Raw genomic sequence first — 25,933 nt, forward strand, 5'->3', positions numbered from 1 at the left:
GGATCGGCCAGGCGTTCGCCAGGCATGAGATGCCCTCAGGGCATCTCAAGTCCGGGCTTACTCCCGCCAGGCGGGAGCGAGCTTGCTGGGGGCGGCCCTGCGCTGCGCTCATTTCGGCACTCGGTAGCCCAGGCCGCGGACGGTCTCGATGAGGTCCCGCCCGAGCTTGCGGCGCAGGTTGGACACATGGACCTCCAGCACGTTGCTGCTGGCGTCGCCGTCGAAGCCCTGGGACAGCGACTCCAGCTCGGAGCGTGTCACGACGCGACCGGCGCGCGAGGCCAGGGCCTCCAGCAGCGACCATTCGCGCGCCGTCAGCTCGACCTGGACGTCATCCCGCCACACCGCGCGGCCCGGCAGATCGACGCTGACGCCGCCGGGCAGGCCGAGGCGGGGCGCTCCCTGGGCCAGCTGCCGCCGGCGCACCGCGCGCAGCCGCGCCACCAGCTCCTCCGGGGGAAAGGGCTTGACCAGGTAGTCGTCGGCGCCGCTGTCCAGGCCGTGGATGCGGTCCTGCAGCAGGTCGCGCGCGGTCAGCACGAAGATGGGCATGGTGCGGCCCTGCGCCCGCAGCTGGCGCACCCAGTCCACGCCGGAGCCGTCGGGCAGCTGCCAGTCGATGAGCAGCACGTCGAAGGGCTCGCCCATCACGGCCCGCGCATCGCCGAGGCGCTGGAACCAGTCCACCACATGGCCTTCCAGTCGAAGGAAGCCGCTCAGCGCCTCGCCGAGCGTGGCGTCGTCCTCTAGCAAAAGCAAACGCATGTCGTCCTCATCGCGATGGCGTCACCCGACGCCACCCCGAAGTGTCGTTCCTGCATCGGCCGCCCGCTCAGTCATGCTCGAGGTCCCACACCTGGTGGGCGTCGATCAGCAGCCGCGCCTGCGCGCGCAGCCCCTCGGCCTGGGCCTCCAGCGCCGCCGTCATGCCGAGCGCGGCCTGGCGGCGGGCCGACAGCAGGGTCTGCAGGTCGGCCTCGCCGAGGGCATAGGCGCGCTGCACCAGGCGGGCGTTCTCGCCAGCCAGCCGCGCCGTCTCGCGGCTCAGGCGCCAGCGCTCGCGGCTGCCCTCGGCATCGGCCCAGGCCTCGCGGGCCTGCAGGTCGACCTCGCGCCGCAGCTGCTCCAGCGCGGCCTCAGCCATGTCGGCCTCGCGGGCCATCCGCAGCGACTGCTGTTCGCGATGGGTGCCGCCGAGCGGCAGCGTCAGGCTCAGGCCCAGCAGCCGCTCGTTGCCGCGCGCCTCGCTGGCGGTGAAGACGCCCACGACCGGGTCCGCCACCCGGTCGGCCCGGGCGCGGGCGGCGGTCAGCCGGGCGCGGCGCAGCTCCGCCTCGCGTGCCTTGATCGCGTCGGACTCCTCCATGACGCGGGCATGCCATGCCGCCTCGGGCAGCGCCGGCTCGCCGACCTCGCCCAGGGCCGCATCGGCCGGCAACTCGGCCCCGAAGCGGGTGGACAGCGCCGCACGCGCCTTGGCCAGCACGGTGCGCGCCAGGGCCTGCTCGCGCTGCGCCTCGCCCAGGTCGGCCCGGGCCTGCTGCTCGTCCAGCAAGGCGGCGTCGCCCGCGCGGCGGCGCTTCTGCACGGCAGCGAGGTTGGCCTCGGCCAGGCCCACCTGGGCGGCGGCCAGGGCCTCGCGGCGGCGGGCGGCCAGCTCGCCGATCCACAGTTCGGCCAGGGCCCGCGCCGATTCATGCCGGGCCTCGCCGAGCAGGGCGCGGGCCAGTTCGCGCTCGGTGTCGCCGAGCTGGGTGTCCAGCGCCGCCTTGCCGTTGATGCGCAACGGCCGCTCCAGGTGCGCCTGCCATTCGCGCGACGGCGAGCCGCCGTCCTGCATCTGGCGGCGCTGGGCCTGCAGGCGCAGGGCCCACTCATGCGGGCCCGCGGACAGGGCCTGCGCCGCATGCCCTGCCGCCGCCGTGCCATGGCGTGCCAGGGCGACGCTGGCATCGCCCTCGATCCAGGCCGTCGCCTGGGCCGTGCCCGGCAGCCAGTCCGGTGTGGCGACGGGCTGGGCCTGCAGCGCCGCGGACAGCAGCAGGCCGAGGCCGGCCGTGAGGATGCGCCTCATGCCAGTTCCCCCTGGCGCTGCACCTCGGTCACCCAGTAGCGCACGCCGCTGTGGGGCAGCTCGCGGCTCAGCTCGGCCAGCAGGCCGTCGACCTCCCGTGCCGGCAGCACGAGGTGGATCAGGCTGGCGCGGCTGCGGCCGCTCACCTGCTCGGCCGCATTCAGCCGGCCGTGGGCGAAGCCGTGGGCATGGGTGGGCGCGCTGGTGAAGACGCCGGACTCGCCGAGGGCGAGCAGCAGGTCGACGACACGTTCCTCGACGGCCAGCGGGCACAGCAGGTGCAGGCAGCAGTCACTCATGGGCAATCTCCGGGGTGGCGAGGCCGGCGGGGGCCGGCTTGCCGTGGCGCAGGTAGAGCACGGGCAGCAGGACCAGCGTGAGCGCGGTCGCGGTGATGAGGCCGCCGATGACGACGATGGCGAGGGGCCGCTGGATCTCGGAGCCGGGGCCCGTGGCCAGCAGCAGCGGGATCAGGCCGAAGGCCGTGATCGAGGCCGTCATCAGCACCGGCCTGAGGCGCCGCTGGCAGCCCTGCACGACGCACTCCTGCAGCGACAGGCCTTCGGCATGCAGTTGATTGAAGTAGCTGACGAGCACGACGCCGTTCAGCACGGCGATGCCCAGCAGCGCGATGAAGCCCACCGAGGCCGGCACCGACAGGTATTCGTCCGTGACCCACAGGCCGATGACGCCACCCACCAGGGCGAACGGGATGTTGCTGAGCACCAGCAGCGACTGCCGCAACGAGCCGAAGGTGGAGAACAGGATGATGAAGATGATGCCCAGCGCCAGCGGCACGACGAGGCCGAGCCGCGCCGCCGCGCGCTGCTGGTTCTCGAACTGGCCGCCCCAGCTCAGCCGGTAGCCGGTCGGCAGCTTGACCTGCTCGCTGACCTTCTGCCGCGCGTCCTCCACGAAGCCCACCAGGTCGCGGCCTTCCACGTTGGCGATGACGACGCTGTAGCGGCTGCCGAGCTCGCGGTTGACCTGCACCGGCCCGCCGCTGCGCGACAGCGTGGCCAGGCTGCGCAGCGGCACCGAGCGCCCGTCGGGCGTGGCGATCTGCAGGGCCTCGAACTCGGCCGGCGACAGCCGCACCGACTCGGGCCCGCGCAGCAGGATGGGCGTGCGCCTCACCCCCTCGATCAACTGGCCGGCACGCTGGCCTTCGACCTGGGCGCGCAGGGCGTCCTGCACGTCTTCCACCGTCAGGCCGTGCTGGCCGGCGGCGAGCCGGTCGACGACCACGCGCAGGTATTGCACGCCGTCGTTGCGCACGGTGTAGACGTCGCGGTTGCCCGGCACGGTCTTGAGCACCGTCTCGATGCGGCCCGCCAGCTCGTTGAGCACCGTGAGATCGGGGCCGAACACCTTGACCGCGAGGTCGCCCCGCACGCCGAGGATCATCTCGGAGACGCGCATGTCGATGGGCTGGGTGAAGGCGTAGCGGATGCCGGGCATGCCGTCCAACACCTCGCGGATGCGGGCGATCAGCGCGTCCTTGTCGGCGAGCTGCCACTCGTGGCGCGGCTTGAGCACGAGGAAGGTGTCCGTCTGGTTCAGGCCCATCGGGTCCAGGCCGATCTCGTCGGCGCCCGCGCGGGCCACCATGCCCTGGATCTCCGGGATGCGGGCAAGCAGCGCCTGCTGCAGCTTGAGGTCCAGCGCGGCCGACTCCTCCAGGCCGATCGACGGCAGCTTCTCGATGCCGACGATGAGGTCGCCCTCGTCCATGGTGGGCAGGAAGGTCTTGCCCACGCGCAGGTAGACGGCCGCGGCCAGCGCCAGCAGCAGCACGGCGATCAGGTAGACCGCCTTCTCGCGCCGCAGGGCCAGGCCCAGCACCGGGGCATACAGGCGCTGCAGCTGGCGCACCAGCCAGGGCTCCCCGTGAGAGGCCTGGCGGATGAGCAGGCTCGCCACCACGGGGATGACGGTCAGCGACAGCAGCAGCGAGCCGGCCAGCGCGAAGACGATGGTCAGGGCCACCGGCACGAAGAACTTGCCTTCCAGGTTCTGCAGCGTCAGCAGCGGCAGGAAGACGGTGACGATGATGAGCACGCCGGCGGCCACCGGCGAGGCCACCTCGCGCACCGCGCGCAGCAGCACGTGCAGGCGCGGGAGGCGGCCGGCCGCGGGCTCGTGGGCCAGGTGCTGCACCACGTTCTCGACCACGACGACGGCCGCATCCACCAGCATGCCCAGCGCAATGGCCAGGCCACCGAGGCTCATCAGGTTGGCCGACATGCCCCACAGCCGCATGGCGATGAAGGTCCACAGCGCGGCCAGCGGCAGCACCAGGGCCACGGTGACGGCCGCCCGCAGGTTGCCCAGGAAGGCGCCCAGCAGCACGAGCACCAGCACGGTCGCCTCGAGCAGGGCCTTGGAGACCGTGCCCACCGCCTTGTCGACGAGCTGGGCGCGGTTGTAGAAGGGCTTGAGCGCCACGCCCTTGGGCAGGGTGGCCTGCAGCTCGGCCAGCTTGCCGGCCACGCCCTCGACGACCTTGCGCGCGTTCGCGCCCGCCAGGCCCAGCACCAGGCCCTCCACGGCCTCGCCCTTGCCGTCCTTGGTGACGACGCCGTAGCGCGTCAGGCTGCCCAGGCGCACCTCGGCGACGTCGCTGATGCGCACCGGCACGCCATTGCGCCGCGTGACCACGGTGGCCGCCACGTCGTCGGCCGTGCGCAGGTTGCCTTCGGCGCGCACCAGCAGCACCTCGTCGCCGTCGCCGAGCCGGCCGGCCCCGTCGTTGCGGTTGTTCTGCTCGATGGCCGTCTTGAGCGACGCCGTCGACAGGCCCAGGGCCGCGAGCCGGGCCAGGTCGGGCACCACCTCGAAGGCGCGGACCTTGCCGCCCAGCGCATTCACGTCGGCGACGCCGGGCACGGTGCGCAGGGCCGGGCGGATGACCCAGTCCAGCAGCGCGCGGCGCTCCTCCAGGCTCATGTCGGGCGCCTCGACGGTGAACTGGTACATCTCCCCCAGCGGCGTCGTGATCGGCGCCATGCCGCCGCTCAGTCCGGCGGGCAGCTCACCCTGGATGCCCGACAGGCGCTCGGCCACCTGCTGGCGCGCCCAGTAGATGTCGACGCCGTCCTCGAAGTCCACCGTCACGTCGACGATGCCGTACTTCGAGACCGAGCGGAGCATCTTCTGCCGGGGGATGCCGAGCATCTCCACCTCGATGGGCGCGGCGATGCGTGTCTCGACCTCCTCGGGCGTCATGCCCGGCGCCTTCAGGATGATCTTGACCTGGGTGCTGGAGACGTCGGGGAAGGCGTCGATGGGCAGGTCGCGGAAGGACCACCACCCGAAGCCGCCCAGCAACACCGCACCCAGCAGCACGAACAGGCGCTGCGACAGCGCGAATTGCACGAGACCGGCCAGCATCACTCGCCCCCGCCGTGGCCGAGCCAGGCCGACTTGAGCGCCACGACGGCGCGCACGGCCACCTCCTGGCCGGCCTTGAGATCGCCCGTGACCTGGGCGACGCCGGCCGCGCCGCCGAGCAGCTGCACCGGCGTCGCGACGAAGCCGCGCGCGCCGCGCACGAAGACATAGGCCTGGCCCTCGTGATGGACCACGGCGGCCTGGGGCAGCGCCCAGCCGCTGCCAGCCGTGCGCGACACGTTGACCTGGACGACCTCGCCCGGCCGCAGCAGCGAGGCGCCGCGGGTGACCCGGGCGCGCAGCGTCTGCGTCTGGCCTTCACCCACCAGCGGCCCCAGCGCCTGCGCCACCGCCGACACGTCGCGCCCCACCACGGCAACAGGCTGGCCCGCCGCCACCGCGGAGCCCACCGGCAGCTGCGCCTCCAGCCAGACCTCGCGCGGGTTGGCCAGGCGCGCCAGCACGTCGGCCTCGCGGACCCGCTGGCCGGGGCGCACCTCCAGCGCCGTCACCCAGCCGGCGGCGCGCGCCGGCACCGTCAGGGCATCGTCCAACGGGCCGCCGGCCACCACGCGCTTGATCGTCGCGTCGCCCACGCCGGCCAGGCGCAACGCCGCCTCCGCCTGGCGCTGGCCCGCCTCGGCGGAGCGCTGCGCGGCCTGGGCCTCCTGCACGCGCCGCTCCGGGATGATGCCTTCGTCGAACAGGCGGCGTTCGCGGTCGAGCGTCTGCCGGGCCAGCTGGAGCCGGGTGCCGGCCTCCATCAGGCGCAGCTGCATCTCGCCGAGGGCGGGGCTGGTCAGGCGCAGCAGGGGCTGGCCCGGCCTGACCGCGTCCTGCGCGCTCACCAGGACTTGCGTCACGACGCCGTCGACGGGGGCGCTGACCACGGTGTCCAGCTCGGGAGGCAGGACGACCCGGGCCGGCGACGGCGCGCCGACGGCAGTCGACGGCGCCGTCAGCTTCTGCGTGGCGACGCCGAGCGCCTGCAACTGCGCCGGGTCGACGGCGAATTCCGCTGTTGGCGCCGCGGATGCGGATGCGGCCACGCCCGCCAGGGCGGACACCAGGGCGAGCCAAATGCTGCGCCGACGAAGAGAAAACACAGGCGTACTCCAAATCAGGCCTGGATTGCCGCGTCGCGCTCGGCAGGGATGCCGGCGCCGGCCTGCCAAACGGGTCGGTCCGGTGGCATCAGGGGGTGGAAATTCGAGTGTGGAAGCCAGCCCTTAAGCACGGCTGAAGCCCCGGCGGAAGCGGCCGGGCAGGCAAGCACTCTTGTCGTTAGGTCTGCGGCCGTCTTCAGCGCCGCGCGATGAGCACGTAGCCGTAGCCGCGCACCGCGCGGATGCCCGCATCGGGCAGCTTGTGCCGCAGGCGATGGACGTGCACGTCGAGGGTGTTGCTCTCGAACTCCTGGCCCCAGGCGTGCAGCTCGGCCTCCAGCGTCTCCCGGGCCACCGCCTGGCCGGCGTGGGCCAGCAGCACCTGCAGGATGCGGCATTCCTTGGGGGTGAGCCTCACCGTCTGGCCGCGGTGGCACACCGCGCGCCTGGCGGCGTCGAGCTGCAGCGGCGCGGGCGCCAGCAGCTGCAGCAGCTGGTCCAGCAGCGCAGAGGCCTCGCAGGGCCAGGGCAGGACGGCGCCGGGCACGTCGCCCGGCAGCTCCGGCAACTGCTGCGCGTCGTCGCCCGGCGGCGGCGCCAGCAGCAGCAGGCCGCGCGGGCGGCGGCGCTGGGGTGCAGCTTGCCATTGGGCGGCCATGGCCACGACCACGTCGCCGCTTTGCACGCGCGGCGCGGGCCGCTCGTCGCAACGCACGTACCAGCCGCGCGCGGCCGCCAACGCCCTCAGCAGCGCGCAGGCCTCGGCCGGCATGCCGTGCACAGCCAGCATCAGGAGGTGTCCGCCGCTCGTCCGCATGGGCCGCGAGCTTTGGCGGGGAGGCTTAAGCGGACATGAACCAAGCCGGTGCAACTTCGCGCAATCCGAAGGCTCGCAGGCTCCCGACAGCCAGCTTAAGGCGGGCTTCAGCCGGGACGGCCAACGTCCGCCCAAGATTTCAAGCGCAGCAACATTTCATTACGTACTTCATGTGGCCATAAGAGGCCACTGACACCCTTGAGGCATGGCGGAAATGACAACTACAAGCTCCCCACGCCAGTCGGGCGGAGCAACACGCGGTGGGCGCTACTCCCTGGGCGAAGGCTGGATCAGCCTTGCCATCGCCCTGCTGGTGGCCGCGGCCTGGGTGGTCGTGCGGCTGGCAAACCTGCAGGCGACCTCGGACCTGGGCTATGGCCTGGGCATCGCCGGCGGCGTGGCGATGTTGTTACTTTTTGCATATCCGCTGCGCAAACGGGTGCGCGCCCTGCAGCAGCTCGGCTCCGCCAAGCCCTGGTTCGTCGTCCACATGGTGCTGGGCGTGGCCGGGCCGCTGCTGATCCTGCTGCACTCCGGCTTTCGCATCGGCTCACTGAACGCCGGCGTGGCGCTGTGGAGCATGCTCATCGTGGCCGGCAGCGGCGTCGTCGGCCGCTTCCTCTACCTGCTGACCCACCGCGGCCTGAACGGCGAGCATGAGGAACTCGGCCGCCTGCTGCAGGGCCTGGGTGTGGCGGAGGCCCGCGGGGAATCCGTCTGGAGCGACACGCCCACGGTCACCGCGCCGCTGCACCGCTTCGCCACGTCCGCCCGGCAGCTCGCCGCACGGCCGGGGCATGACCTCGCGGGTCATTTCGAGGCCTTCGTGCTGCTGCCCTGGCGGCGGCGGGCTGAGCTGCATGCCGTCCGCAAGGCGCTGCGCCGGCTGGAGCGCCGCGGCGAGAGGACGCACAGCCTGGCCGCCATCGCCGAGGCCTATGCCGGCGCGCTGCGCGTGGCGCAGTACGGGCGCGCGACGCGGCTCTTCGAGCTCTGGCATGTGCTGCACATCCCCTTCGTGTACCTGATGGTGGTCTGCGCCGTCGTGCACATCGTGGCGGTCCACGTCTATTGAGGCCATGGCCCATGGGCAACCCCACCTCCACCAGGGACGGCGCGGATGACGCCGCGCGCGCTCGCCCGCCGCATCGGCGCCCTGGCGCGCTGGGCCGCCGCCCTGGCGCTGCTGTGGCTCGGCCAGGCGGCGCTGGCCGCGGGCTCGATGGAGTCCGCGCTGTCGCCCGGCGTGCTGACCCAGGCGCATGCGAAGTGGGACGACGCCTGCCGCAGCTGCCACACGCCCTTCGACCGCAAGGACCAGGACCGGCTCTGCGCCGACTGCCACAAGGACATCGGCCGCGACCTGTCGGCCCGGACCGGCCTGCACGGCCGCATGAAGGCCGGGCAGAGCTGCCGCTCCTGCCACACCGAGCACAAGGGGCGTGACATGAGGATCGCCCCGCTCGACACCAAGTCCTTCGACCACGCGCAGACCGACTACGCCCTGCGCGGCAAGCACCGCGACACCGACTGCGCGAAGTGCCATGCGGCCGGCCGCAAGTACAGCGCGGCACCGCAGGACTGCAACGGCTGCCACCGCAAGGACGACGTGCACAAGGCCTCGCTCGGCACCAAATGCGAGAGCTGCCACGACGAGCGCGGTTGGCGCGAGACGCGCTTCGACCACTCGACGACGCGCTTCCCGCTGCTCGGTGCCCACGACGCGGCCAAGTGCGAGGACTGCCACCGCACGCGCGAGTACAAGGACACGCCGCGCGAGTGCGTCGGCTGCCACCGCAAGGACGACAAGCACAAGGGCCAGTTCGGCGACAAGTGCGAGAGCTGCCATGGCGAGAAGCGCTGGCGCGACATCGCCTTCCGCCACGACGTGGACACCCGCTACCCCCTGCGGGACCGGCACCGCGACGTGAAGTGCACCAGCTGCCACGCCGGCAACCTCTACCGCGACAAGCTCGAGACCGCCTGCATCGCCTGCCACCGCAAGGACGACAAGCACAAGGCGACGCTCGGCACCGAATGCAGCAGCTGCCACAGCGAGCGCGGCTGGCGCGAGGTGAGGCGCTTCGACCATGACCGCACCGCCTTCCCGCTGCTGGGCCGCCACGTCAAGGCCGGCTGCAAGGACTGCCACCAGAGCCTGGTCTACCGGGAGGCCCCCGGCACCTGCATCGGCTGCCACAGGAAGGACGACAAGCACGAGGGTCATCTCGGCGAGCGCTGCGCCGACTGCCACACCGAGAACGACTGGGCGGCACGCCGCTTCTCCCACGCCCAGACCCGCTTCCCGCTGCGCGGCGCCCACGCGGCCGCCACGCTGAAGTGCGAGAGCTGCCACCGCGACCTGCGCAGCTACCGCGGCACGCCGACGGCCTGCATCGACTGCCACCGCAAGGACGACAAGCACGAGGCCCAGCTGGGCGAGCGCTGCCAGGCCTGCCATGGCGAGACGGGCTGGAAGGTCGAGAACTACGACCATCGCCGCGCCCGCTTCGCGCTGACGGGCGCCCACCAGACCACCGAGTGCAAGGCCTGCCATGCCAGCCGGCGCTTCCGCGACGCGCCGCGGGCCTGCGTCGGCTGCCACCTCAAGGACGACCGGCACAAGGCCCGCTTCGGCACGGCCTGCGAGTCCTGCCACGGCACGCGCAGCTGGAAGACCTGGCGCTTCGACCATGCCCGTGAAACCCGCTACGTGCTGGAGGGCAGGCACCTGAGTGCCGCCTGCGAAAGCTGCCACACGCAAGCGGCGCCGGCCGGCAAGCGCGCCGCGCCTCTGGACACGATCTGCGTGGCCTGCCACGCCCGCGACGACGTGCATGAGCGCAGCTTCGGCGTGCGCTGTGACCAATGCCACCAGCCCAGCGGCTGGCGTGACCTCGACACGCGCCGCAGCGCGCGCCCTGTGGGAGCCTCCTGATGCCAAGACGACACCTCGGTCTCCTGCGCCCGTGGCTCATCGCCGCGCTGCTGCTCGTGGCGCTCGCGATGGGCCTGCACGCATCCCGCGTGGCACACGCCGCGACCGGCGGCACGGAGTTCGACCACCTCAAGACCGGCTTCGCACTGACGGGCGCCCACCAGAACCAGCGCTGCGAGAGCTGCCACCAGGCCGGCGTCTTCAAGGGCACGCCGCGCGACTGCGAGTCCTGTCACACCTCGGGCGCGCGCCTGGCCAAGACCAACATCGTCAAGCCCGCCACCCACATTCCCACCAGCCAGAGCTGCGACAGCTGCCACGGCACGCGCAGCTTCACCGGCGCCAAGATGGACCACAAGGGCATCGCCGCGGGCAGCTGCGCCAGTTGCCACAACGGCGTCATGTCGACCGGCAAGCCGGCCGACCACATCGCCACCACCGCATCCTGCGACAGCTGCCACCGCACCAGCGCCTGGAAGCCGGCCTCCGGGTTCAACCACGCGGGCGTGGTGCCCGGCAGCTGCGCGAGCTGCCACAACGGCGTCAAGGCCACCGGCAAGTCCGCCAACCACACGCCCTTCACGGCCGTCGCCTCGCTGGCCAACCTCGCCTGCGACAGCTGCCACAAGGCAGGCTTCTCGTCCTGGACGCCCGCCAAGCTGCACGCCAGCGTCAACGTGACGGACAGCTGCGCGACCTGCCATGCGTCGAGCAAGCCCAACACCGCCGTGCACGCGGGCCAGACCGTCTGCGAAAGCTGCCACAAGAGCACCACCGCCTGGTCCGGCGCCAAGGTCGACCACGCCGCCTTCACCACGGCCACCAACTGCGCCAGCTGCCACAACGGCAGCGCGGCCACCGGCAAGCCCGCGGCCCACATCCCCGTGGGCGCCGCCAACTGCGCGACCTGCCACGCCACCTCGGGCTGGAAGCCGACCAAGTGGAACCACACCCAGCTGCCGGTCACCGGCCAGTGCGCCAGCTGCCACAGCGGCGCCTATCCGCCGGCCGACGGCAAGCCGGCCACGCACACGCCCTACACCAACGTCTCGGCGCTGGCCTCCCTGGGCTGCGACAGCTGCCACAAGGCCGGCTACACCGCCTGGGCACCCGCCAAGCTGCACGCCAGCGTGAACGTGACGGACAGCTGCGCGACCTGCCACGCCTCCACCAAGCCCAACACCGCCGTGCACGCGGGGCAGACGGTGTGCGAGAGCTGCCACAAGAGCACGACGAGCTGGTCCGGCGGCAAGGTGGACCACGCCAGCTTCACCACCGCCACCAACTGCGCCAGCTGCCACAACGGCAATGCCGCCACGGGCAAGCCCGGCAGCCACATCCCCGTGGGCGCCGCCAACTGCGCGGCCTGCCACGCCACCTCGGGCTGGAAGCCCACCAAGTGGAACCACACCCAGTTGCCGGTCACCGGCCAGTGCGCCAGCTGCCACAGCGGCGCCTACCCGCCGGCCGACGGCAAGCCCGCCACGCACACGCCCTACACCAGCGTCACCGCGCTGGCCTCGCTAGGCTGCGACAGCTGCCACAGGGCCGGCTACACCGCCTGGACGCCCGCCAAGCTGCACACCAGCGTGGCCGTGACCGGCAGCTGCGCGACCTGCCATGCGTCGAGCAAACCCAACACCGCCATCCACGCCGGCCAGACCGTCTGCGAGAACTGCCACAAGAGCACGACGAGCTGGAGCACGGCCAAGGTCGATCACGGCAGCTTCAACGCCGCCACCAACTGCGCCAGCTGCCACAACGGCAGCGGCGCCACGGGCAAGCCCGCGACCCACATCCCCAGCGCCGCCACCAACTGCTTCAGCTGCCACAGCACTTCGGGCTGGAAGCCCACCAAGTGGAACCACACCCAGCTGCCGGTGACCGGCCAATGCGCCAGCTGCCACAGCGGCGCCTACCCGCCGGCCGATGGCAAACCCGCCACGCACACGCCCTACCAGCTGGTGGCCACGCTGGCCTCGGCCAACTGCGACAGCTGCCACAAGGCCGGCTACACGGCCTGGGCGCCGGCCCGGCTGCATGCCAGCGTCACGGTCGTCGACAGCTGCGCGAGCTGCCACGCGTCGAGCAAGCCCAACACCGCCATCCACGCCGGCCAGACCGTCTGCGAGAGCTGCCACAAGAGCACGTCGAGCTGGAGCACGGCCAAGGTCGACCACAGCACCTTCACCGCCGCCACCAATTGCACCAGCTGCCATAACGGCAGCAGCGCCACCGGCAAGCCGGCGGCCCACATCCCCGTGGCGGCCACCAACTGCATCAGCTGCCACAGCACCTCGGGCTGGAAGCCCACCAAGTGGAACCACACGCAGCTGCCGGTGACTGGCCAGTGCGCCAGCTGCCACAGCGGTGCCTACCCGCCGGCCGACGGCAAGCCCGCCACGCACACGCCCTACCAGCTGGTGGCCACGCTGGCCTCGGCCAACTGCGACAGCTGCCACAAGGCCGGCTACACGTCCTGGACGCCGGCGCGACTGCACGCCAGCGTCACGGTCGTCGACAGCTGCGCGAGCTGCCACGCGTCGAGCAAGCCCAACACCGCCATCCATGCCGGCCAGACCGTCTGCGAGAGCTGCCACAAGAGCACGTCGAGCTGGAGCACGGCCAAGGTCGACCACAGCACCTTCACCGCGGCCACCAACTGCGCCAGCTGCCACAACGGCAGCAGCGCCACCGGCAAGCCGGCGGCCCACATCCCCGTGGCCGCCACCAACTGCATCAGCTGCCACAGCACCGCGGGCTGGAAGCCGACCAAGTGGAACCACACCCAGCTGCCCGTCACCGGCCAGTGCGCCAGCTGCCACAGCGGCGCCTACCCGCCGGCCGACGGCAAGCCGGCCACGCACACGCCTTACCAGCTCGTCGGGACGCTGGCCTCGGCCAACTGCGACAGCTGCCACAAGGCCGGCTACACGTCCTGGACGCCCGCCCGGCTGCACGCCAGCGTGACGGTGGTGAACAGCTGCGCCAGCTGCCATGCCGGCATCAAGCCCAACACGGCCATCCATGCCGGCCAGACGGTCTGCGAGAACTGCCACAAGAGCACCACGAGCTGGACGAGCGCCAAGGTGGACCACAGCACGTTCACCGTCGCCACCAACTGCGCCAGCTGCCACAACGGCAGCAGCGCCACCGGCAAGCCTTCGGCCCACATTCCCGTGGCCGCCACCAACTGCATCAGCTGCCACAACACCACGGGCTGGAAGCCCACCAAGTGGAACCACACCCAGCTGCCCGTGGCCAACCAATGCGCCAGCTGCCACAACGGCGCCTATCCGCCGGCCGACGGCAAGCCCGCCACGCACACGCCCTACCAGCTCGTCGCGACGCTGGCCTCGGCCAACTGCGACAGCTGCCACAAGGCCGGCTACACGTCCTGGACGCCCGCCCGGCTGCACGCCAGCGTGACGGTGACGACGAGCTGCTCGTCATGCCACCTCTCGGTGCGCCCAGCCACCGCGGTGCATGCGGGCCAGACGGTGTGTGAGAACTGCCACAAGAGCACGACGAGCTGGACCGGCGCCAAGGTCGACCACAGCAGCTTCACCGTCGCCACCAACTGCTCGAGCTGCCACAACGGCAGCGCGGCCACGGGCAAGGCCGCCAGCCACATGCCGGTCGGCGCCACCAACTGCATCGCCTGCCACAGCACCACGGCCTGGAAGCCCACCAAGTGGAACCACACCCAGCTGCCCGTGGCCAACCAGTGCGCCAGTTGCCACAGCGGCGCCTACCCGCCGGCCGACGGCCGTCCGGCCGGCCACATCCCCTACCAGACGCTCACCGGCGTCGTCATCACCAACTGCGACAGCTGCCACAAGGCCGGCTACGCCTCCTGGGCGGGCGGGCGCTTCCACGCCAACGTGAGCGTCACCGGCCAGTGCAAGACCTGCCACAGCGGCAGCTACACCTCGCAGGGCGCCACCGCCAAGCCGAGCAACCACATCCCCGAGGCGCAGCTGCTCAACGGCGCCGCCATGGAGTGCAACGCCTGCCACACCAGCGTGACCAGTTGGGCCCAGAAGATGAACCACAACGGCAGCCAGGGCAGCGGCGCCGGCTGGTGCAAGGCCTGTCATGCCTCGGGCACCAACTACCTCGGGTCGATGGAGCGCATGTCGCTGACCCACCGCACCAAGACGCCGGTACCGACCGACTGCTCCACCTCAGGCTGCCACCGGCCGCTCGGCAGCAAGGGATCGCCTTACACGAAATGGGACTGACAACAATGCACTTCACCGGCCGCGGCACTGCCGCCTTCCGCTCCCGCCTGCACGCCGTCGCGCTGGCCCTCCTCCTTGGCGCCACGCTGCTCCCGGCCGAGGCCCAGGTGCTGGACGACGTCGAGGCCCGGCGCGAGGGCCGCAACGCCATCGTCACCGTGCGCTTCGCGGCGCCGGTGCAACTGGTGCGGACGGTGTCGGCCCGCGACGGCAACCTCGCCCAGGTCTACTACGACGTGCTCGCCACGGGCGATGCGCTCAATCTCGTGGCCAGCGAACGCCGCGTTCCCCTGCCCCGGGGCGGCTACCTCGTGCTGCTGACCGACGAAGCCAGCGGCACCGCCGAGCGCAGCCGCAAGCTGGTGCTGCGCTTCAGCACGGCCACGGCCTTCACCGCCCGGCCCGGCCAGGGCAACCGCAGCATCGAGCTGGTGCTGGCCAACCAGGCGGAGGCCCTGTCGCCGCCGGCACCGGCCGCTGCCGCCTCGGCCGCCGCGCCCACGCCCGTGGCCCCGGAGCCCGAGGCGCGCCCGCTGACCGACGCCGAGCGCGAACGCTCCCGCGTGGCGCTCGCGGCGGCGCGCCAGCTCATCGAGCAAGGCGAGCATGGCCAGGCGCTGGAGCGGCTGGACGAAGTGCTGGCCCTGCCGCCGCACGAGGGCCGCATCGACGCACTGGAGCTGCGCGCCACGGCGCGCTGGCGCCAGGGCGACCCGGAAGGCGCGCGCGCCGACTACGAACGCTACCTGGCCCTCTACCCGCAAGGGCCGGGCGCCGCGCGGGCGCGCGAAGCCCTGCTCACGCTGGCGCCACCCGTGGTGGAAGCCGCCATCCAGGCGGGCCGCGAGCCCGGCCGCACGGCCGTCACGACCACCCTCGCCGGCTCGCTCGCGCTGATGTACTACGGCGGCCAGTCCAAGGTCCGCACCCAGGAGTTCCAGGACTCGCCGATCGGCGGCCTGCCCCAGCTCGTCAACGACGCGACCCTGTCCGGCACCGACCAGCGCCAGCTCCTCTCCAGCGTGGACGTGAACTGGCGCCGCCGCGACGCCGACAGCGACCTGCGCCTGGTGCTGCGCGACACCAAGACCAACGACCTGATGCGGCCCGAGAAGAGCCGCAACAAGCTGACCGCGCTCTACGTGGACTACAAGCTCACGACGCCGGGCGTGCAGATGCGCCTGGGCCGGCAGTCGCCCACCGGCGGCGGCGTGATGGGCCGCTTCGACGGCGTGCAGGCGGGCTACCGCTTCGCGCCGCGCTGGCGCGTCAACGCCGTGGCCGGCGCGCCCACCGACGCCCTGCTCGACACCAAGCGCCGCTTCTGGGGCGTCTCCGTCGACGCCGACGAGATCGCCAAGGGCTTCGGCGGCAGCCTGTACTGGATCCAGCAGACCCTGGACGGCCAGTCGGACCGCCGGGGCCTCGGCGCCGAGCTGCGCCTGCTGGCCGGCCAGTTCACCGCACTGGGCTCGCTCGACTACGACCCCCAGCTCAAGGGCTGGAACATCGTCTCCACGCAGAGCACCTGGCAGGGCGCGGACAACACCATCGTCAACGTCCTCTACGACCGCCGCGCCACGCCCATGCTGATGCTGGGCAACGCGCTCTTCTTCCAGAACCCCGTGGCCCAGGTGCAGGCGCGCACGCTGTACGAACTGCTGCTCACGCAGAGCCTGCCGGTGCTGCGCCAGCAGGTGCGCAGCACCACCGCCTTCAGCACCCAGGCCATGGTGAGCGTCACCCACCCCGTCACCGCCCACTGGCAGGCCGGCGCGGACCTGCGCCTGACCAACGTCGGCGCCCTGCCGCCCGTGGCCGACATCCTGCCCAACGGCCAACCCGGCACCGGCAATGTGTGGAGCATGGGGGCGCAACTGATCGGCACCAACCTGTACTCGGCCCGCGACACCCACGTCGTGCTGCTGACCCTGCTGCGCGGGCCGACCTACCACGGCGAGCTGCTCTCCTACAACAACGCCTCGGCCGTCGGCGAAGGCTGGCTGCTGGAGCCGTCGCTGCGCCTGTACCAGCAGTCGGAGGACAGCGGCCTGCGCACGCGCCGCTGGGCCCCGGGCCTGCGCGCGAGCAAGCGCTTCCTGGCCCGCTGGGTGGCCGAAAGCGAGCTCAGCATGGAGTTCAGCAAGTCGCAGAGCGCCAACCGCAACGAAAGCTCGCACCGCACCTTCTACTACGTCGGATTGCGCTATGACCTCTGAAGGCCAGGAGCTGCTGCGCGCCGAGGGCCTGGCCTGCGACCGCGGCGGGCAGCGGGTGCTGTCGCTGCGGCGGCTCACGCTGTCGCGCGGCGCGGGGCTCTGGCTCAGGGGGCGCAACGGCTCCGGCAAGACGACGCTGCTGCGGGCGCTGGCGGGCCTGCTCGAGCCGGCCGCTGGCGAAGTCTGGCGCGACGGCGCCGAGGGCCTGCTGTACGTGGGCCACACGCTGGCGGTGAAGGACGACCTCAGCGTCGCCGAGAACCTCGAATGCCTGGCCGAGCTGAGCGCCCTGGAGACGCGCCCGCGGGCCCTGCAGGGGGCGCTGGTGCGCTGGCAGCTGTGGGAGCGGCGCCACCACCCGGCGCGACGCCTGTCCCAGGGCCTGCGCCGGCGCGTCAGCCTGGCGCGGCTGGACCTGGCGGCAGCCCGCCCGCTGTGGCTGCTGGACGAACCTTTCGACGCCCTCGACGACGAGGGTCAGGCCCTGCTGGCCCAGGCCCTCACGCGCCACCGCCTGCGCCAGGGCGGCTGGGTGCTCAGCAGCCACCAGGGCCTGCCGGCACAACTGGACGGTGTCCAGGCCCTGTGGCTGGACGGCGGAGCCGCCGCATGAGCCATGCGATGGCCCGCACGCCCGCTGCCAGCGGCGACGCCGGGGCCTACCAGGCCCTGCGCGCGGCCCGGGCGATGTGGCGGCGCGACTGGCGGCTGGCCCTGCGCCGCCGCGGCGAGGCGCTGCTGCCGCTGGGCTTCTTCCTCGTCAGCGCCGCGTTGCAGCCCCTGGGGTTGAGCCCCGAGCCGGCACTGCTGCGCCAGGTGGCGCCGGGCCTGATCTGGTCGGCCGCCCTGCTGGCCGCTCTGCTGCCCCTGCCCGCGCTGTTCGCGCAGGATCAGGCCGACGGCAGCCTCGACCAGATGTGCCTCAGCCCCGCCCCGCTCTGGCTGCTGGCCACCGCCAAGGTCGCCGGCCACTGGTGCTGGGCGGGGGCGCCGCTGGTAGCGATGTCGCCGTTGCTGGGCGTGCTCTACGGGCTGGACGCCAGCGCCATCCTCACGCTGGCCCTGGGCCTGCTGCTGGGCACGCCCGTGCTCAGCCTGCTGGGCGCCGTGGGCGCGGCCCTGACCGTGGGCCTGCGCCAGGCCGCGGCCCTCATCCTGCTCATCGTGCTGCCGCTGGCCGTGCCGGTGCTCGTCTTCGGCAGCAGCGCCGTGCAGGCCACCCAGGCCGGCCAGTCGCCGCTGGCGCCGCTGGGGCTGATCGCCGCCCAGCTGCTCGTCATGGCCTGGCTGGCGCCCTTCCTGATTTCCAAGGCCCTGCGCCTTGCCTGCGAGTGACCCATGGCTGCCGCTGACATCACCCCTGCCCTCCCCGCTTCCACGCACCGCTGGCGGGCCTTCGCCCTCGCCTCCCCGGCGGCCTTCTGCCGCGTGCTGGCGCGGGCGCTGCCGGCGCTCTGGGCGTCGAGCGCCCTGCTGGCGCTGGCGGGCCTGTACGTCGGCTTCGTCGTCGCGCCGACCGATGCCACCCAGGGCGAGGCCTACCGCATCATCTACATCCACGTGCCGGCGGCCTGGCTGTCGATGGTGCTCTACCTGGCCATGGCCTTCTGGGCGGTGCTCGGCTGGGCGTGGAAGGTGCGCATGGCCTCGGTGCTGGCCCAGGCCATCGCGCCCACCGGGGCGCTGTTCACGGTGCTGGCGCTGTGGACGGGCGCCTGCTGGGGCAAGCCCACCTGGGGCACCTGGTGGGTGTGGGACGCGCGGCTGACCAGCGAACTGGTCCTGCTCTTCCTCTACGTCGGCTTCATGGCCCTGGCCGCCAGCTTCGAGGAGCCGCGCCGCGCGGACGTCGCCTCGGCCCTGCTCGCGCTGGTCGGCGTCGTCAACGTGCCCATCATCTATTTCTCGGTGCGCTGGTGGAACACCCTGCACCAGGGCGCCTCGGTCAGCCTGACCGCCGCACCCAAGATGGCCTCGACCATGCTGACGGCCATGCTGCTCATGACCCTGGCCTGCTGGGCCTACGCCTTCGCGGCGGTCTTCGCGCGCGCCATCGCCGCGGTGATCGAGCGCGATGCCGACCACCACTGGGTGGCCGAGTACCTGGATTCGGAGTCCCGCCGATGAACCCCTCCCCGCTGACCGAGCTGCTGCACCTGCACGGCTACGGCATCTACGTCTGGCCCGCCTATGCCGCCATGCTGGCCGGGATGCTGGCCGAGCCCTGGCTGATCCACCGCCGCATGGCCCGTGCGCGCGCCCTGGCCCGCCAACAGTGGCGCACCACCGAGCCCGACGACGACGGTGCCTCCGCCTGGGGCCCGACCCGAGCGCCGCAGGAGCTGCCGTGAAGCCCCGCCACTGGAAACTGGCCGCCGCCGCCGGCCTGCTGCTGACGCTGGGCGTCGTCGCCGCGCTGGTGCTGCGCGCCTTCAACAGCAACCTGGTGTTCTTCTACACGCCCAGCCAGGTGAGCGCCGGCGAGGCACCGAACGGCCGCGTCTTCCGCGTGGGAGGCCTGGTCGAGCCCGGCAGCCTGCAGCGCGACGGCGTGAAGGTGAGCTTCCGCGTCACCGACACCGCGCGGACGATGACCGTCGCCTACGAGGGCATCCTCCCCGACCTGTTCAAGGAGGGCAAAGGCGTGGTGGCGCAGGGCCGCCTGGTGGACGGCCGGTTCGTCGCCCAGGAGGTGCTCGCCAAGCACGACGAGAACTACATGCCGCCCGAAGCCGCGGCAGCCATGAAGGCGGCCTCGGCCGCCCGCGGAGGCCGCACGTGACGGCGGAACTCGGCCATCTCGCGCTGTGGCTGGCCCTGGGCGCCTGCGCGCTGCAGGCGTTCGTGCCGTTATGGGCCCTGCGCCGCCGGCAGGCCGACTGGCTGGCCCTCACGCGGCCGGTGGCCTTCGCCACCGCCGCACTCGTGGCGCTCGCCTTTGCCTGCCTGACCCTGTGCTTCGTGCAGGACGACTTCTCGGTGCTCTACGTGGCCGAGCACTCCAACACGGCGCTGCCGCTGGCCTACAAGGTGGCCGGCGTGTGGGGCGGGCACGAAGGCTCGCTGCTGCTGTGGCTGCTGATGCTGCAGGTCTGGACGGTGGCCGTCGCGCTGGCCAGCGGGCGGCTGCCCGAGGCGCTGGTGACGCGGCTGCTGACCGTGCTGGCCTGGGTGGCCCTCGGCTTCCTGCTGTTCATGCTGCTGACCTCCAACCCCTTCGAGCGGCTGTGGCCCGCGCCCCCGGACGGCCGCGACCTCAACCCGCTGCTGCAGGACCCGGGCATGGTCATCCACCCGCCCATGCTCTACATGGGCTACGTGGGCTTCTCGGTGGCCTTCGCCTTCGCCATCGCCGCGCTGCTCAGTGGCGAGCTGGACGCGCAATGGGCGCGCTGGACGCGGCCCTGGACGACGGCGGCCTGGGTCTTCCTGACGCTGGGCATCGCCCTGGGCAGCGGCTGGGCCTACTACGAGCTGGGCTGGGGCGGCTGGTGGTTCTGGGACCCGGTGGAGAACGCCTCCTTCATGCCCTGGCTGGTGGGCACGGCGCTGATGCATTCGCTGGCCGTGACGGAGAAGCGCGGCGCCTTCAAGTCGTGGACGGTGCTGATGGCCATCCTTGCCTTCTCGCTGTCGCTGCTGGGAACCTTCCTCGTGCGCTCCGGCGTGCTGAGCTCGGTCCACGCCTTCGCCTCGGACCCGAAGCGCGGCCTCTTCATCCTCGCGCTGCTGGGCATCACCGTGGGCGGCGCGCTGGGGCTGTATGCCTGGCGGGCGGCCAGGGTGGGCCTGGGGGCGCGGTTCGCCTTGCTCTCGCGCGAGACCCTGCTGCTGGTCAACAACGTCGTGCTGCTGGCCGCGGCCGGCGCGGTGCTGCTGGGCACCCTCTACCCGCTGGTGCTGGACGCGCTGGGCCTGGGCAAGATCTCCGTCGGCGTGCCCTACTTCGAGGCCGTGTTCGCGCCGTTGATGGCGCCGGTGCTCTTCCTGATGGCGCTGGGGCCGCTGGCGCGCTGGAAGCAGGCCGAGGCCGCGCCCCTGCTGCGCCGGCTGCGCTGGGCCCTGGGCGTTTCCGTCGCCACCGGCGTGCTCGCGAGCTGGGCGGCCGGCCGCATCGGCTGGGCCAGCGCTGCGGGCCTGGCGGCGGCCTGCTGGATCCTGCTGAACCTCGCGGCCGACCTGTGGCCCGCCCACGGCGGCTGGCGCCGCCTGTCCACCCACCTGGGGCAGATCGGCCGCGCCACCTGGGGCATGACGCTGGCCCATGCCGGCGTGGCCGTGTTCATCATCGGCGTGACCATGGTCAAGGGCTACGAGGTCGAGAAGGACGTGCGCGTGCATGCCGGCGAGACCGTGACGATGGCCGGCTACCAGTTCCGCTTCGATGGCACGCGCGACCTGGCCGGCCCCAACTACCAGGCCGTGCAGGCGGGGGTCAGCGTCACGCGCGACGGCGCGCCCGTGGCCTTCCTCGCGCCCGAGAAGCGCGTCTACCGCGTGCAGCAGAACCCCATGACCGAGGCCGCCATCGACCCCGGCTTCACGCGCGACCTCTACGTCGCCCTCGGCGAGCCCCTGCCCGACGGCGGCTGGACGCTGCGCGTCTACGTCAAGCCCTTCGTCGACTGGATCTGGGGCGGCTGCCTGCTGATGGCCTTGGGCGGCGCCCTGGCCGCGAGCGATGCCCGCTACCGCCGGCGGCGCCGGGCCGCGCAGCCGGCGCCCGCGGCAATGCCGCTGAAGGAGGAACTCGCATGACCGCGCGACGCCGCCGTCTCTGGCCCGTGCTGCTGCCGCTGGTGGCGTTCGGCGCCCTCGTGGCCGTGCTGGCCGTGGGCCTGAACCGCGACCCGCGCGAGGTGCCCAGCCCCCTCATCGGCAAGCCCGCGCCGCCGCTGCTGCTGCCCCGGCTGGACGACCCCGCCGCACGCGTCTCGGGCGAGGCCTTGAAGGGCAAGGTGTGGATGCTCAACGTCTGGGCGAGCTGGTGCGGCGCCTGCCGCGAGGAGCATCCGATGTTCGTGGCCTTCGCCAAGCGCCAGGCCGTGCCCATCTACGGCCTGGACTACAAGGACACCCGCTACGCCGGCCAGGACTGGCTGCGCCGCCTGGGCAACCCCTACGTGGCCTCCGCCTTCGACGAGGACGGCCGCGCGGGACTGGACTGGGGCGTCTACGGCGTGCCCGAGACCTTCATCATCGACGCGCGCGGCGTGGTGCGGCACAAGCACATCGGGCCCGTCACGCCCGAGGTGCTGAAGGACAGCATCGAACCCCTGCTCGCCCAGCTCCAGGCCGAAGCCGCCGGAGGCACGCCATGAAGGCCGCGATCACCGGCCGCCAGGCCCTGTGGCTGCGCGCCGCAGTCGTCGCGCTGCTGGCCTTGGCCAGCCTGGTGCTGCAAGCCCGGGCGCAGGCCCAGACCCAAGAGGCCCAGCCCACCGCCGACGACCCGGCGCTGGAGGCCCGCATGCTGGCCCTCACCGCCGAGCTGCGCTGCCTCGTCTGCCAGAACCAGACCGTGGCCGACTCCCACGCCGCCCTGGCCGTGGACCTGCGCAACCAGGTGCGCGAGATGCTGCGCAAGGGCGCGAGCGACGACGAGGTGATGCGCTACATGACGGACCGCTATGGCGACTTCGTCCGCTACCGCCCGCCGCTGCAGGGCCGCACGGCGCTGCTGTGGGCGGGGCCGGCGGTGCTCGCCCTCGGCGGCCTGGCCGGCCTGCTGTGGCATTTGCGCCGGCGTCAGCAATGGGCCGAGTCCGACTTCGAGCCCGATCCCGAAACCCCCGAGACTTCCGAGGACGCCCATGTCGGCTGAACTCCAACGCGTGCTCGCGCAGATCGAGCAGATCGAACAAGCCCACCGCCAGGGCGTGCTGCCCGCGGACCTCTATGCCGAGGCTCGCCAGCGCCTGGATGCCTTGCTGATGGCGGCGGTGGGGCCCGCACCGACCACGCCGGCGGCGCCACCGCCCGCACGGAGAACCCGCTGGGCGACGCGCCAGGGCGCGGTACTGGCCGCCGTGGCCCTTGCCATCGGCGGCGCCGGTTACGCCTGGAAGGGCAGCCCCCGCCTCGGCGCGGCGGCGCCCGCCGCGTGGCCGGCCCCGACGGCAGCGCCGCAGGCCGCGGCCTCCGCGCCGCATGCCCTGGGCAACGACGCCATGGCCGGCATGGTCCAGGCCCTGGCCGAGCGCTTGAAAGCCAAGCCCGACGATGCCGAAGGCTGGGCCATGCTGGCCCGCTCGTACACGACGCTGGGCGACGTGGCCGCGTCGCTGCCGGCCTATGCCCAGGCCCTCAAGCTGGCCCCCAAGGACGCCGAGCTGATGGCCGACTACGCCGACGCGCTGGCCCTGCAGCAGGGCCGCCGGCTCGCTGGCGAACCGCTGGCCTGGGTGAAGAAAGCCCTGGCCCAGGACCCGCGCCAGCCCAAGGCCCTGCTGCTGGCCGGCACCGAGGCCTTCGACCGGCAGGACATGGCCGCGGCGATCCGCTACTGGGAGCAGGTGGTGGCCGCAGGCCCGGCGGGCAGCGGCCTGGTCGAGCAGGCCCGCAACGGCCTCGACGACGCCCGCAAGGCGCAAGGCGGCGGCGCGGCCAGCCCGGTGCCGGCGGCGCCGGCCCAGGCGCAGCAGGTGGCCGCGGCCAAGGTGGGCGGCACGGTGCGCCTGTCGCCCGAGCTGGCGCGCGACGCCCGACCCGACGACACAGTCTTCGTCTTCGCCCGCGCCGCCGAGGGGCCACGCATGCCGCTCGCGCTGCTGCAACGCCGCGTGCGCGACCTGCCGCTGCGCTTCGAGCTGGACGACAGCCAGGCCATGAACCCCGCGGCCCGCCTCTCCAGCGCCCAGCGCGTGGTGGTGACGGCCCGCGTGAGCCGCTCGGGCCAGGCCCAGCCCCAGCCCGGCGACCTGGAAGGCGCCACGCAGGCCGTGGCCCTGGGCCGCAGCGACCTCGACGTGCTGATCGCCTCGCGCGTGCGCTGACGCCGCCTTCAGGCGGTGCCGTGCTTGGTGTCGAAGGCGATGCCCATGGCCTGCAGCAGCGGCGTCGGCAGCACCCCGCCGGCGCAGACGATGACGTCGTCGTTGTCCACGGTCTCGGCGGTGCCTGCCGAGCTGAGCGAGACGTGGCCGAGGTCGATGGATGCCACCTCCGTGTTCAGGTGCAACGCCACGCGCCCGCGGGCCACCGCGGCCTCCAGGGCCTGGCGGTTCTTGACCTTGACACGGTTGAACGCCGCGCTGCGATAGGCCAGGCGCACCGTCGTGCCGGGCTGCTCCGACAGCTGCACGGCGGCTTCCAGCGCGCTGTCGCCCCCGCCCACCACCAGCACGCGCCGGCCGCGGTACTGCTCGGCGTCGATCAGGCGGTAGACAACGTTGGGCAGCTCCTCGCCCGGGCAGCCCAGCTTGCGCGGGCTGCCCCGCCGGCCGATGGCCAGCAGCACCGACTGCGTGCGGTAGTCGCCCCGCGTGGCATGCACGACGAAGCCGGTGCCATCGGGCTCCACGCGCTGCATGGCGTCCTTGAAGCTGAGCTTGAGCCCGTGGCGCTCCACGACCTCCTGCCAGAAGGCCAGCAGCTTCTCCTTGGACACCTCCGACATGCGCACCTGCCCGACCAGGGGCAGCGTGACCGGCGCCGTCATCGCGATCTTGGCGCGCGGGTAGTGGTAGACGGAGCCGCCGAGCGAGTCCTCCTGCTCCAGCACCACGTAGCGCAGGCCATGCGCCTGAGCGGCCAGCGCCGCGCCAAGGCCCGCCGGGCCGGCGCCGATGATGACGACGTCGTAGCGGTCCGCCGGCGCCCGCCCCCGCCGCCGGATGCTGTCCACGGCCTGCACGCCCTGGGCCGCCGCCTTGCGGATCAGCCCCATGCCGCCGAGCTCCCCGGCGATGAAGAGGCCCGGCACGTTGGACTCGAAGTGCGGGTCCACCCGCGGGATGTCCACGCCCCGGCGCTCGGTGCCGAAGACGAGCTGGATGGCCTCCACCGGGCAGGCCGCCGCGCAGGCGCCATGGCCGATGCACGCCGCGGCGTTGATCAGTTCGGCCTTGCCAGCCACGATGCCCAGCGCGCCCTCCGGGCAGACGTGGGTGCAGCCCCCCGAGCCGATGCAGCGGATGGGGTCGACGATGGGATGCAGGGACGGGGGTTCGTTCAAGCCGGCGGCCAGCACCTCGGCCTTGACGGCGGCACCCTTGCGCTCACGGCGGTGGCGAAGGTAGAGGTGCAGGCTGACGGCGAGCGCAGCGAGCACCAGGTAGGGCAACACGTTGGACATCGGCCGGGTCAGCGTGAGGTCGGCGGCCCAGTGTCCGCACCCAGGCTGAAGCCGAGCTGAACGCCTGGCGCAGCAGCCGGCCGCCGGCTTCAATCATCGTCGTCGTGGTGGTGGTCGCGGTGATGCCCATCACGGCGTTCGCCCTGGGTCGCCGACGTGCCCTCGGTGCCGCCTTGCAGGGTCTGCCAACCCACGAAGCCCAGGTAGGCCGCGACCACCAGGCCGGCCAGCCACGCGCGGTTGGCCTTGACGAGGTCGGGACCCGCGCCGGGCGTGCGCCCCGTCAGCATCGGGGCCGCGAGGTTCCTGCGTCGCAGGACCGACAGCACGACGATCAGGGCCAGGTGAGCGACGACCAGGGCCATGGCCGAGTTGGCGAAGAACTCGTGCACCTCCTCCCAGGCGTCCTCCAGACCCAGCCATTCGATGTAGCCCGCGTAGCCGGCCAGCACCAGCGGCGCCGCGACGAGCACCAGCAGACCCATGGCCGCGCCCATGCCGAGCGTGGCCGCACGCGGCAGGTCGACCTGCCCGGCCCGGGCATTGCGCAGCCAGTCGCCCAGGCCACTGACGCGGTGCCACAGCAGGGCCAGCCTGGCCTGGCGCGGCCCGACCAGGCCGTAGACCAGCCGGAACAGCAGCAGGCCGCCGAAGGCATAACCCAGCGTCACATGGACGCCGCGCCAGCGCTCGGACTCGGCCGTGATCCAGGCGCCGGCAAAGCTCAGCGCGAACAGCCAGTGGAAGGCCCGCACCGGGGCGTCGATCGTCAGCCGCCCGGGGCGGGCGGTGGCCGCGCGGCCCGCGGCTTCGGGGACAGGGGTGGTCGTGAGGCTCATGGAGGGC

The 25,933-nt window shown here is 72.6% G+C and carries 21 protein-coding genes; 13 read left to right on the forward strand and 8 right to left on the reverse strand.

Annotation, left to right across the window (positions count from 1 at the left end; all coding sequences use genetic code 11):
- Positions 1–108: 108 nt before the first annotated feature.
- The 6 genes from LXT12_RS01880 to LXT12_RS01905 form a co-directional block, all read right to left on the reverse strand.
- Positions 109–765: a response regulator transcription factor gene (locus LXT12_RS01880; RefSeq protein ID WP_233388902.1), complete on the reverse strand. Its 657-nt coding sequence runs from the start codon at positions 763–765 to the stop codon at positions 109–111.
- Between the two features lie 67 nt (positions 766–832).
- On the reverse strand, positions 833–2,074 hold the full coding sequence (locus LXT12_RS01885; protein WP_233388904.1) for a TolC family protein: 1,242 nt from the start codon (positions 2,072–2,074) through the stop codon (positions 833–835).
- Complete coding sequence (locus LXT12_RS01890; protein WP_233388906.1) at positions 2,071–2,373, reverse strand: DUF3240 family protein; 303 nt, start codon at positions 2,371–2,373, stop codon at positions 2,071–2,073. Before LXT12_RS01890 ends, LXT12_RS01885 begins: the two co-directional genes overlap by 4 nt.
- Positions 2,366–5,467: an efflux RND transporter permease subunit gene (locus LXT12_RS01895; protein ID WP_233388907.1), complete on the reverse strand. Its 3,102-nt coding sequence runs from the start codon at positions 5,465–5,467 to the stop codon at positions 2,366–2,368. The genes LXT12_RS01890 and LXT12_RS01895 overlap by 8 nt, the downstream gene beginning before the upstream one ends.
- Positions 5,467–6,534 carry an efflux RND transporter periplasmic adaptor subunit gene (locus LXT12_RS01900; protein WP_233388909.1) on the reverse strand — a complete coding sequence of 356 codons (1,068 nt, stop codon included), beginning with the start codon at positions 6,532–6,534 and terminating at the stop codon, positions 5,467–5,469. The genes LXT12_RS01895 and LXT12_RS01900 overlap by 1 nt, the downstream gene beginning before the upstream one ends.
- 235 nt (positions 6,535–6,769) lie before the next feature.
- Entirely contained in the window at positions 6,770–7,363 is a 594-nt protein-coding gene (locus tag LXT12_RS01905) for a winged helix-turn-helix domain-containing protein (protein WP_233388911.1), read from the reverse strand.
- A 232-nt stretch (positions 7,364–7,595) separates the two neighbouring features.
- Here LXT12_RS01905 and LXT12_RS01910 point away from each other — a divergent pair, with 232 nt between their 5' ends.
- From LXT12_RS01910 to LXT12_RS01975, 13 genes are read left to right on the forward strand one after another with little or no spacing between them, the layout of a single operon-like run.
- Entirely contained in the window at positions 7,596–8,465 is an 870-nt protein-coding gene (locus LXT12_RS01910) for a hypothetical protein (RefSeq protein WP_233388913.1), read from the forward strand.
- A gap of 45 nt (positions 8,466–8,510) precedes the next feature.
- The gene (locus LXT12_RS01915; RefSeq protein ID WP_233388916.1) at positions 8,511–10,328 is read left to right on the forward strand and encodes a cytochrome c3 family protein; all 1,818 of its coding nucleotides are present in this window, start codon (positions 8,511–8,513) and stop codon (positions 10,326–10,328) included.
- Entirely contained in the window at positions 10,328–14,572 is a 4,245-nt protein-coding gene (locus LXT12_RS26860) for a cytochrome c3 family protein (RefSeq protein WP_304622745.1), read from the forward strand. The genes LXT12_RS01915 and LXT12_RS26860 overlap by 1 nt, the downstream gene beginning before the upstream one ends.
- Positions 14,563–16,791, forward strand: coding sequence for a tetratricopeptide repeat protein (locus LXT12_RS01930; protein ID WP_233388918.1), 2,229 nt, complete (start codon positions 14,563–14,565; stop codon positions 16,789–16,791). Before LXT12_RS26860 ends, LXT12_RS01930 begins: the two co-directional genes overlap by 10 nt.
- Positions 16,781–17,404: a heme ABC exporter ATP-binding protein CcmA gene (gene ccmA, locus LXT12_RS01935; RefSeq protein ID WP_233388920.1), complete on the forward strand. Its 624-nt coding sequence runs from the start codon at positions 16,781–16,783 to the stop codon at positions 17,402–17,404. The genes LXT12_RS01930 and ccmA overlap by 11 nt, the downstream gene beginning before the upstream one ends.
- On the forward strand, positions 17,401–18,126 hold the full coding sequence (gene ccmB, locus LXT12_RS01940; protein ID WP_233388922.1) for a heme exporter protein CcmB: 726 nt from the start codon (positions 17,401–17,403) through the stop codon (positions 18,124–18,126). The genes ccmA and ccmB overlap by 4 nt, the downstream gene beginning before the upstream one ends.
- Before the next feature lie 3 nt (positions 18,127–18,129).
- Positions 18,130–18,918, forward strand: coding sequence for a heme ABC transporter permease CcmC (gene ccmC / locus LXT12_RS01945; RefSeq protein WP_233388924.1), 789 nt, complete (start codon positions 18,130–18,132; stop codon positions 18,916–18,918).
- Positions 18,915–19,142: a heme exporter protein CcmD gene (locus LXT12_RS01950; protein ID WP_233388926.1), complete on the forward strand. Its 228-nt coding sequence runs from the start codon at positions 18,915–18,917 to the stop codon at positions 19,140–19,142. Before ccmC ends, LXT12_RS01950 begins: the two co-directional genes overlap by 4 nt.
- Positions 19,139–19,573: a cytochrome c maturation protein CcmE gene (ccmE, locus tag LXT12_RS01955; protein ID WP_233388928.1), complete on the forward strand. Its 435-nt coding sequence runs from the start codon at positions 19,139–19,141 to the stop codon at positions 19,571–19,573. Before LXT12_RS01950 ends, ccmE begins: the two co-directional genes overlap by 4 nt.
- Positions 19,570–21,549, forward strand: coding sequence for a heme lyase CcmF/NrfE family subunit (locus LXT12_RS01960; protein WP_233388930.1), 1,980 nt, complete (start codon positions 19,570–19,572; stop codon positions 21,547–21,549). The genes ccmE and LXT12_RS01960 overlap by 4 nt, the downstream gene beginning before the upstream one ends.
- Positions 21,546–22,112 (forward strand): DsbE family thiol:disulfide interchange protein, encoded by a 567-nt coding sequence (locus LXT12_RS01965; RefSeq protein ID WP_233388932.1) that lies wholly within the window; start codon positions 21,546–21,548, stop codon positions 22,110–22,112. The genes LXT12_RS01960 and LXT12_RS01965 overlap by 4 nt, the downstream gene beginning before the upstream one ends.
- The gene (locus LXT12_RS01970) at positions 22,109–22,615 is read left to right on the forward strand and encodes a cytochrome c-type biogenesis protein (RefSeq protein ID WP_233388934.1); all 507 of its coding nucleotides are present in this window, start codon (positions 22,109–22,111) and stop codon (positions 22,613–22,615) included. Before LXT12_RS01965 ends, LXT12_RS01970 begins: the two co-directional genes overlap by 4 nt.
- The gene (locus LXT12_RS01975) at positions 22,605–23,786 is read left to right on the forward strand and encodes a tetratricopeptide repeat protein (protein WP_233388936.1); all 1,182 of its coding nucleotides are present in this window, start codon (positions 22,605–22,607) and stop codon (positions 23,784–23,786) included. Before LXT12_RS01970 ends, LXT12_RS01975 begins: the two co-directional genes overlap by 11 nt.
- 8 nt (positions 23,787–23,794) lie before the next feature.
- On the opposite strand, the gene LXT12_RS01980 is transcribed toward LXT12_RS01975, so the two are convergent.
- On the reverse strand, positions 23,795–25,087 hold the full coding sequence (locus tag LXT12_RS01980; protein ID WP_233388938.1) for an FAD-dependent oxidoreductase: 1,293 nt from the start codon (positions 25,085–25,087) through the stop codon (positions 23,795–23,797).
- Positions 25,088–25,176: 89 nt separating this feature from the next.
- On the reverse strand, positions 25,177–25,926 hold the full coding sequence (locus LXT12_RS01985; RefSeq protein WP_233388939.1) for a cytochrome b/b6 domain-containing protein: 750 nt from the start codon (positions 25,924–25,926) through the stop codon (positions 25,177–25,179).
- Positions 25,927–25,933 lie beyond the last annotated feature (7 nt).

This window comes from Pelomonas caseinilytica (assembly GCF_021353235.1).
Classification (GTDB): Bacteria; Pseudomonadota; Gammaproteobacteria; order Burkholderiales; family Burkholderiaceae_C; genus Pelomonas; species Pelomonas caseinilytica.

What these genes read in the sequence shown, in the direction of transcription:
- LXT12_RS01880 (WP_233388902.1), bottom strand. Translation starts at nt 765, where the DNA reads ATGCGTTTGCTTTTGCTAGAGGACGACGCCACGCTCGGCGAGGCGCTG.
- LXT12_RS01885 (WP_233388904.1), bottom strand. Translation starts at nt 2,074, where the DNA reads ATGAGGCGCATCCTCACGGCCGGCCTCGGCCTGCTGCTGTCCGCGGCG.
- LXT12_RS01890 (WP_233388906.1), bottom strand. Translation starts at nt 2,373, where the DNA reads ATGAGTGACTGCTGCCTGCACCTGCTGTGCCCGCTGGCCGTCGAGGAA.
- LXT12_RS01895 (WP_233388907.1), bottom strand. Translation starts at nt 5,467, where the DNA reads ATGCTGGCCGGTCTCGTGCAATTCGCGCTGTCGCAGCGCCTGTTCGTG.
- LXT12_RS01905 (WP_233388911.1), bottom strand. Translation starts at nt 7,363, where the DNA reads ATGCTGGCTGTGCACGGCATGCCGGCCGAGGCCTGCGCGCTGCTGAGG.
- LXT12_RS01910 (WP_233388913.1), top strand. Translation starts at nt 7,596, where the DNA reads ATGGCGGAAATGACAACTACAAGCTCCCCACGCCAGTCGGGCGGAGCA.
- LXT12_RS01915 (WP_233388916.1), top strand. Translation starts at nt 8,511, where the DNA reads ATGACGCCGCGCGCGCTCGCCCGCCGCATCGGCGCCCTGGCGCGCTGG.
- LXT12_RS26860 (WP_304622745.1), top strand. Translation starts at nt 10,328, where the DNA reads ATGCCAAGACGACACCTCGGTCTCCTGCGCCCGTGGCTCATCGCCGCG.
- LXT12_RS01930 (WP_233388918.1), top strand. Translation starts at nt 14,563, where the DNA reads ATGGGACTGACAACAATGCACTTCACCGGCCGCGGCACTGCCGCCTTC.
- ccmA (WP_233388920.1), top strand. Translation starts at nt 16,781, where the DNA reads ATGACCTCTGAAGGCCAGGAGCTGCTGCGCGCCGAGGGCCTGGCCTGC.
- ccmB (WP_233388922.1), top strand. Translation starts at nt 17,401, where the DNA reads ATGAGCCATGCGATGGCCCGCACGCCCGCTGCCAGCGGCGACGCCGGG.
- ccmC (WP_233388924.1), top strand. Translation starts at nt 18,130, where the DNA reads ATGGCTGCCGCTGACATCACCCCTGCCCTCCCCGCTTCCACGCACCGC.
- LXT12_RS01950 (WP_233388926.1), top strand. Translation starts at nt 18,915, where the DNA reads ATGAACCCCTCCCCGCTGACCGAGCTGCTGCACCTGCACGGCTACGGC.
- LXT12_RS01965 (WP_233388932.1), top strand. Translation starts at nt 21,546, where the DNA reads ATGACCGCGCGACGCCGCCGTCTCTGGCCCGTGCTGCTGCCGCTGGTG.
- LXT12_RS01970 (WP_233388934.1), top strand. Translation starts at nt 22,109, where the DNA reads ATGAAGGCCGCGATCACCGGCCGCCAGGCCCTGTGGCTGCGCGCCGCA.
- LXT12_RS01975 (WP_233388936.1), top strand. Translation starts at nt 22,605, where the DNA reads ATGTCGGCTGAACTCCAACGCGTGCTCGCGCAGATCGAGCAGATCGAA.
- LXT12_RS01980 (WP_233388938.1), bottom strand. Translation starts at nt 25,087, where the DNA reads ATGTCCAACGTGTTGCCCTACCTGGTGCTCGCTGCGCTCGCCGTCAGC.
- LXT12_RS01985 (WP_233388939.1), bottom strand. Translation starts at nt 25,926, where the DNA reads ATGAGCCTCACGACCACCCCTGTCCCCGAAGCCGCGGGCCGCGCGGCC.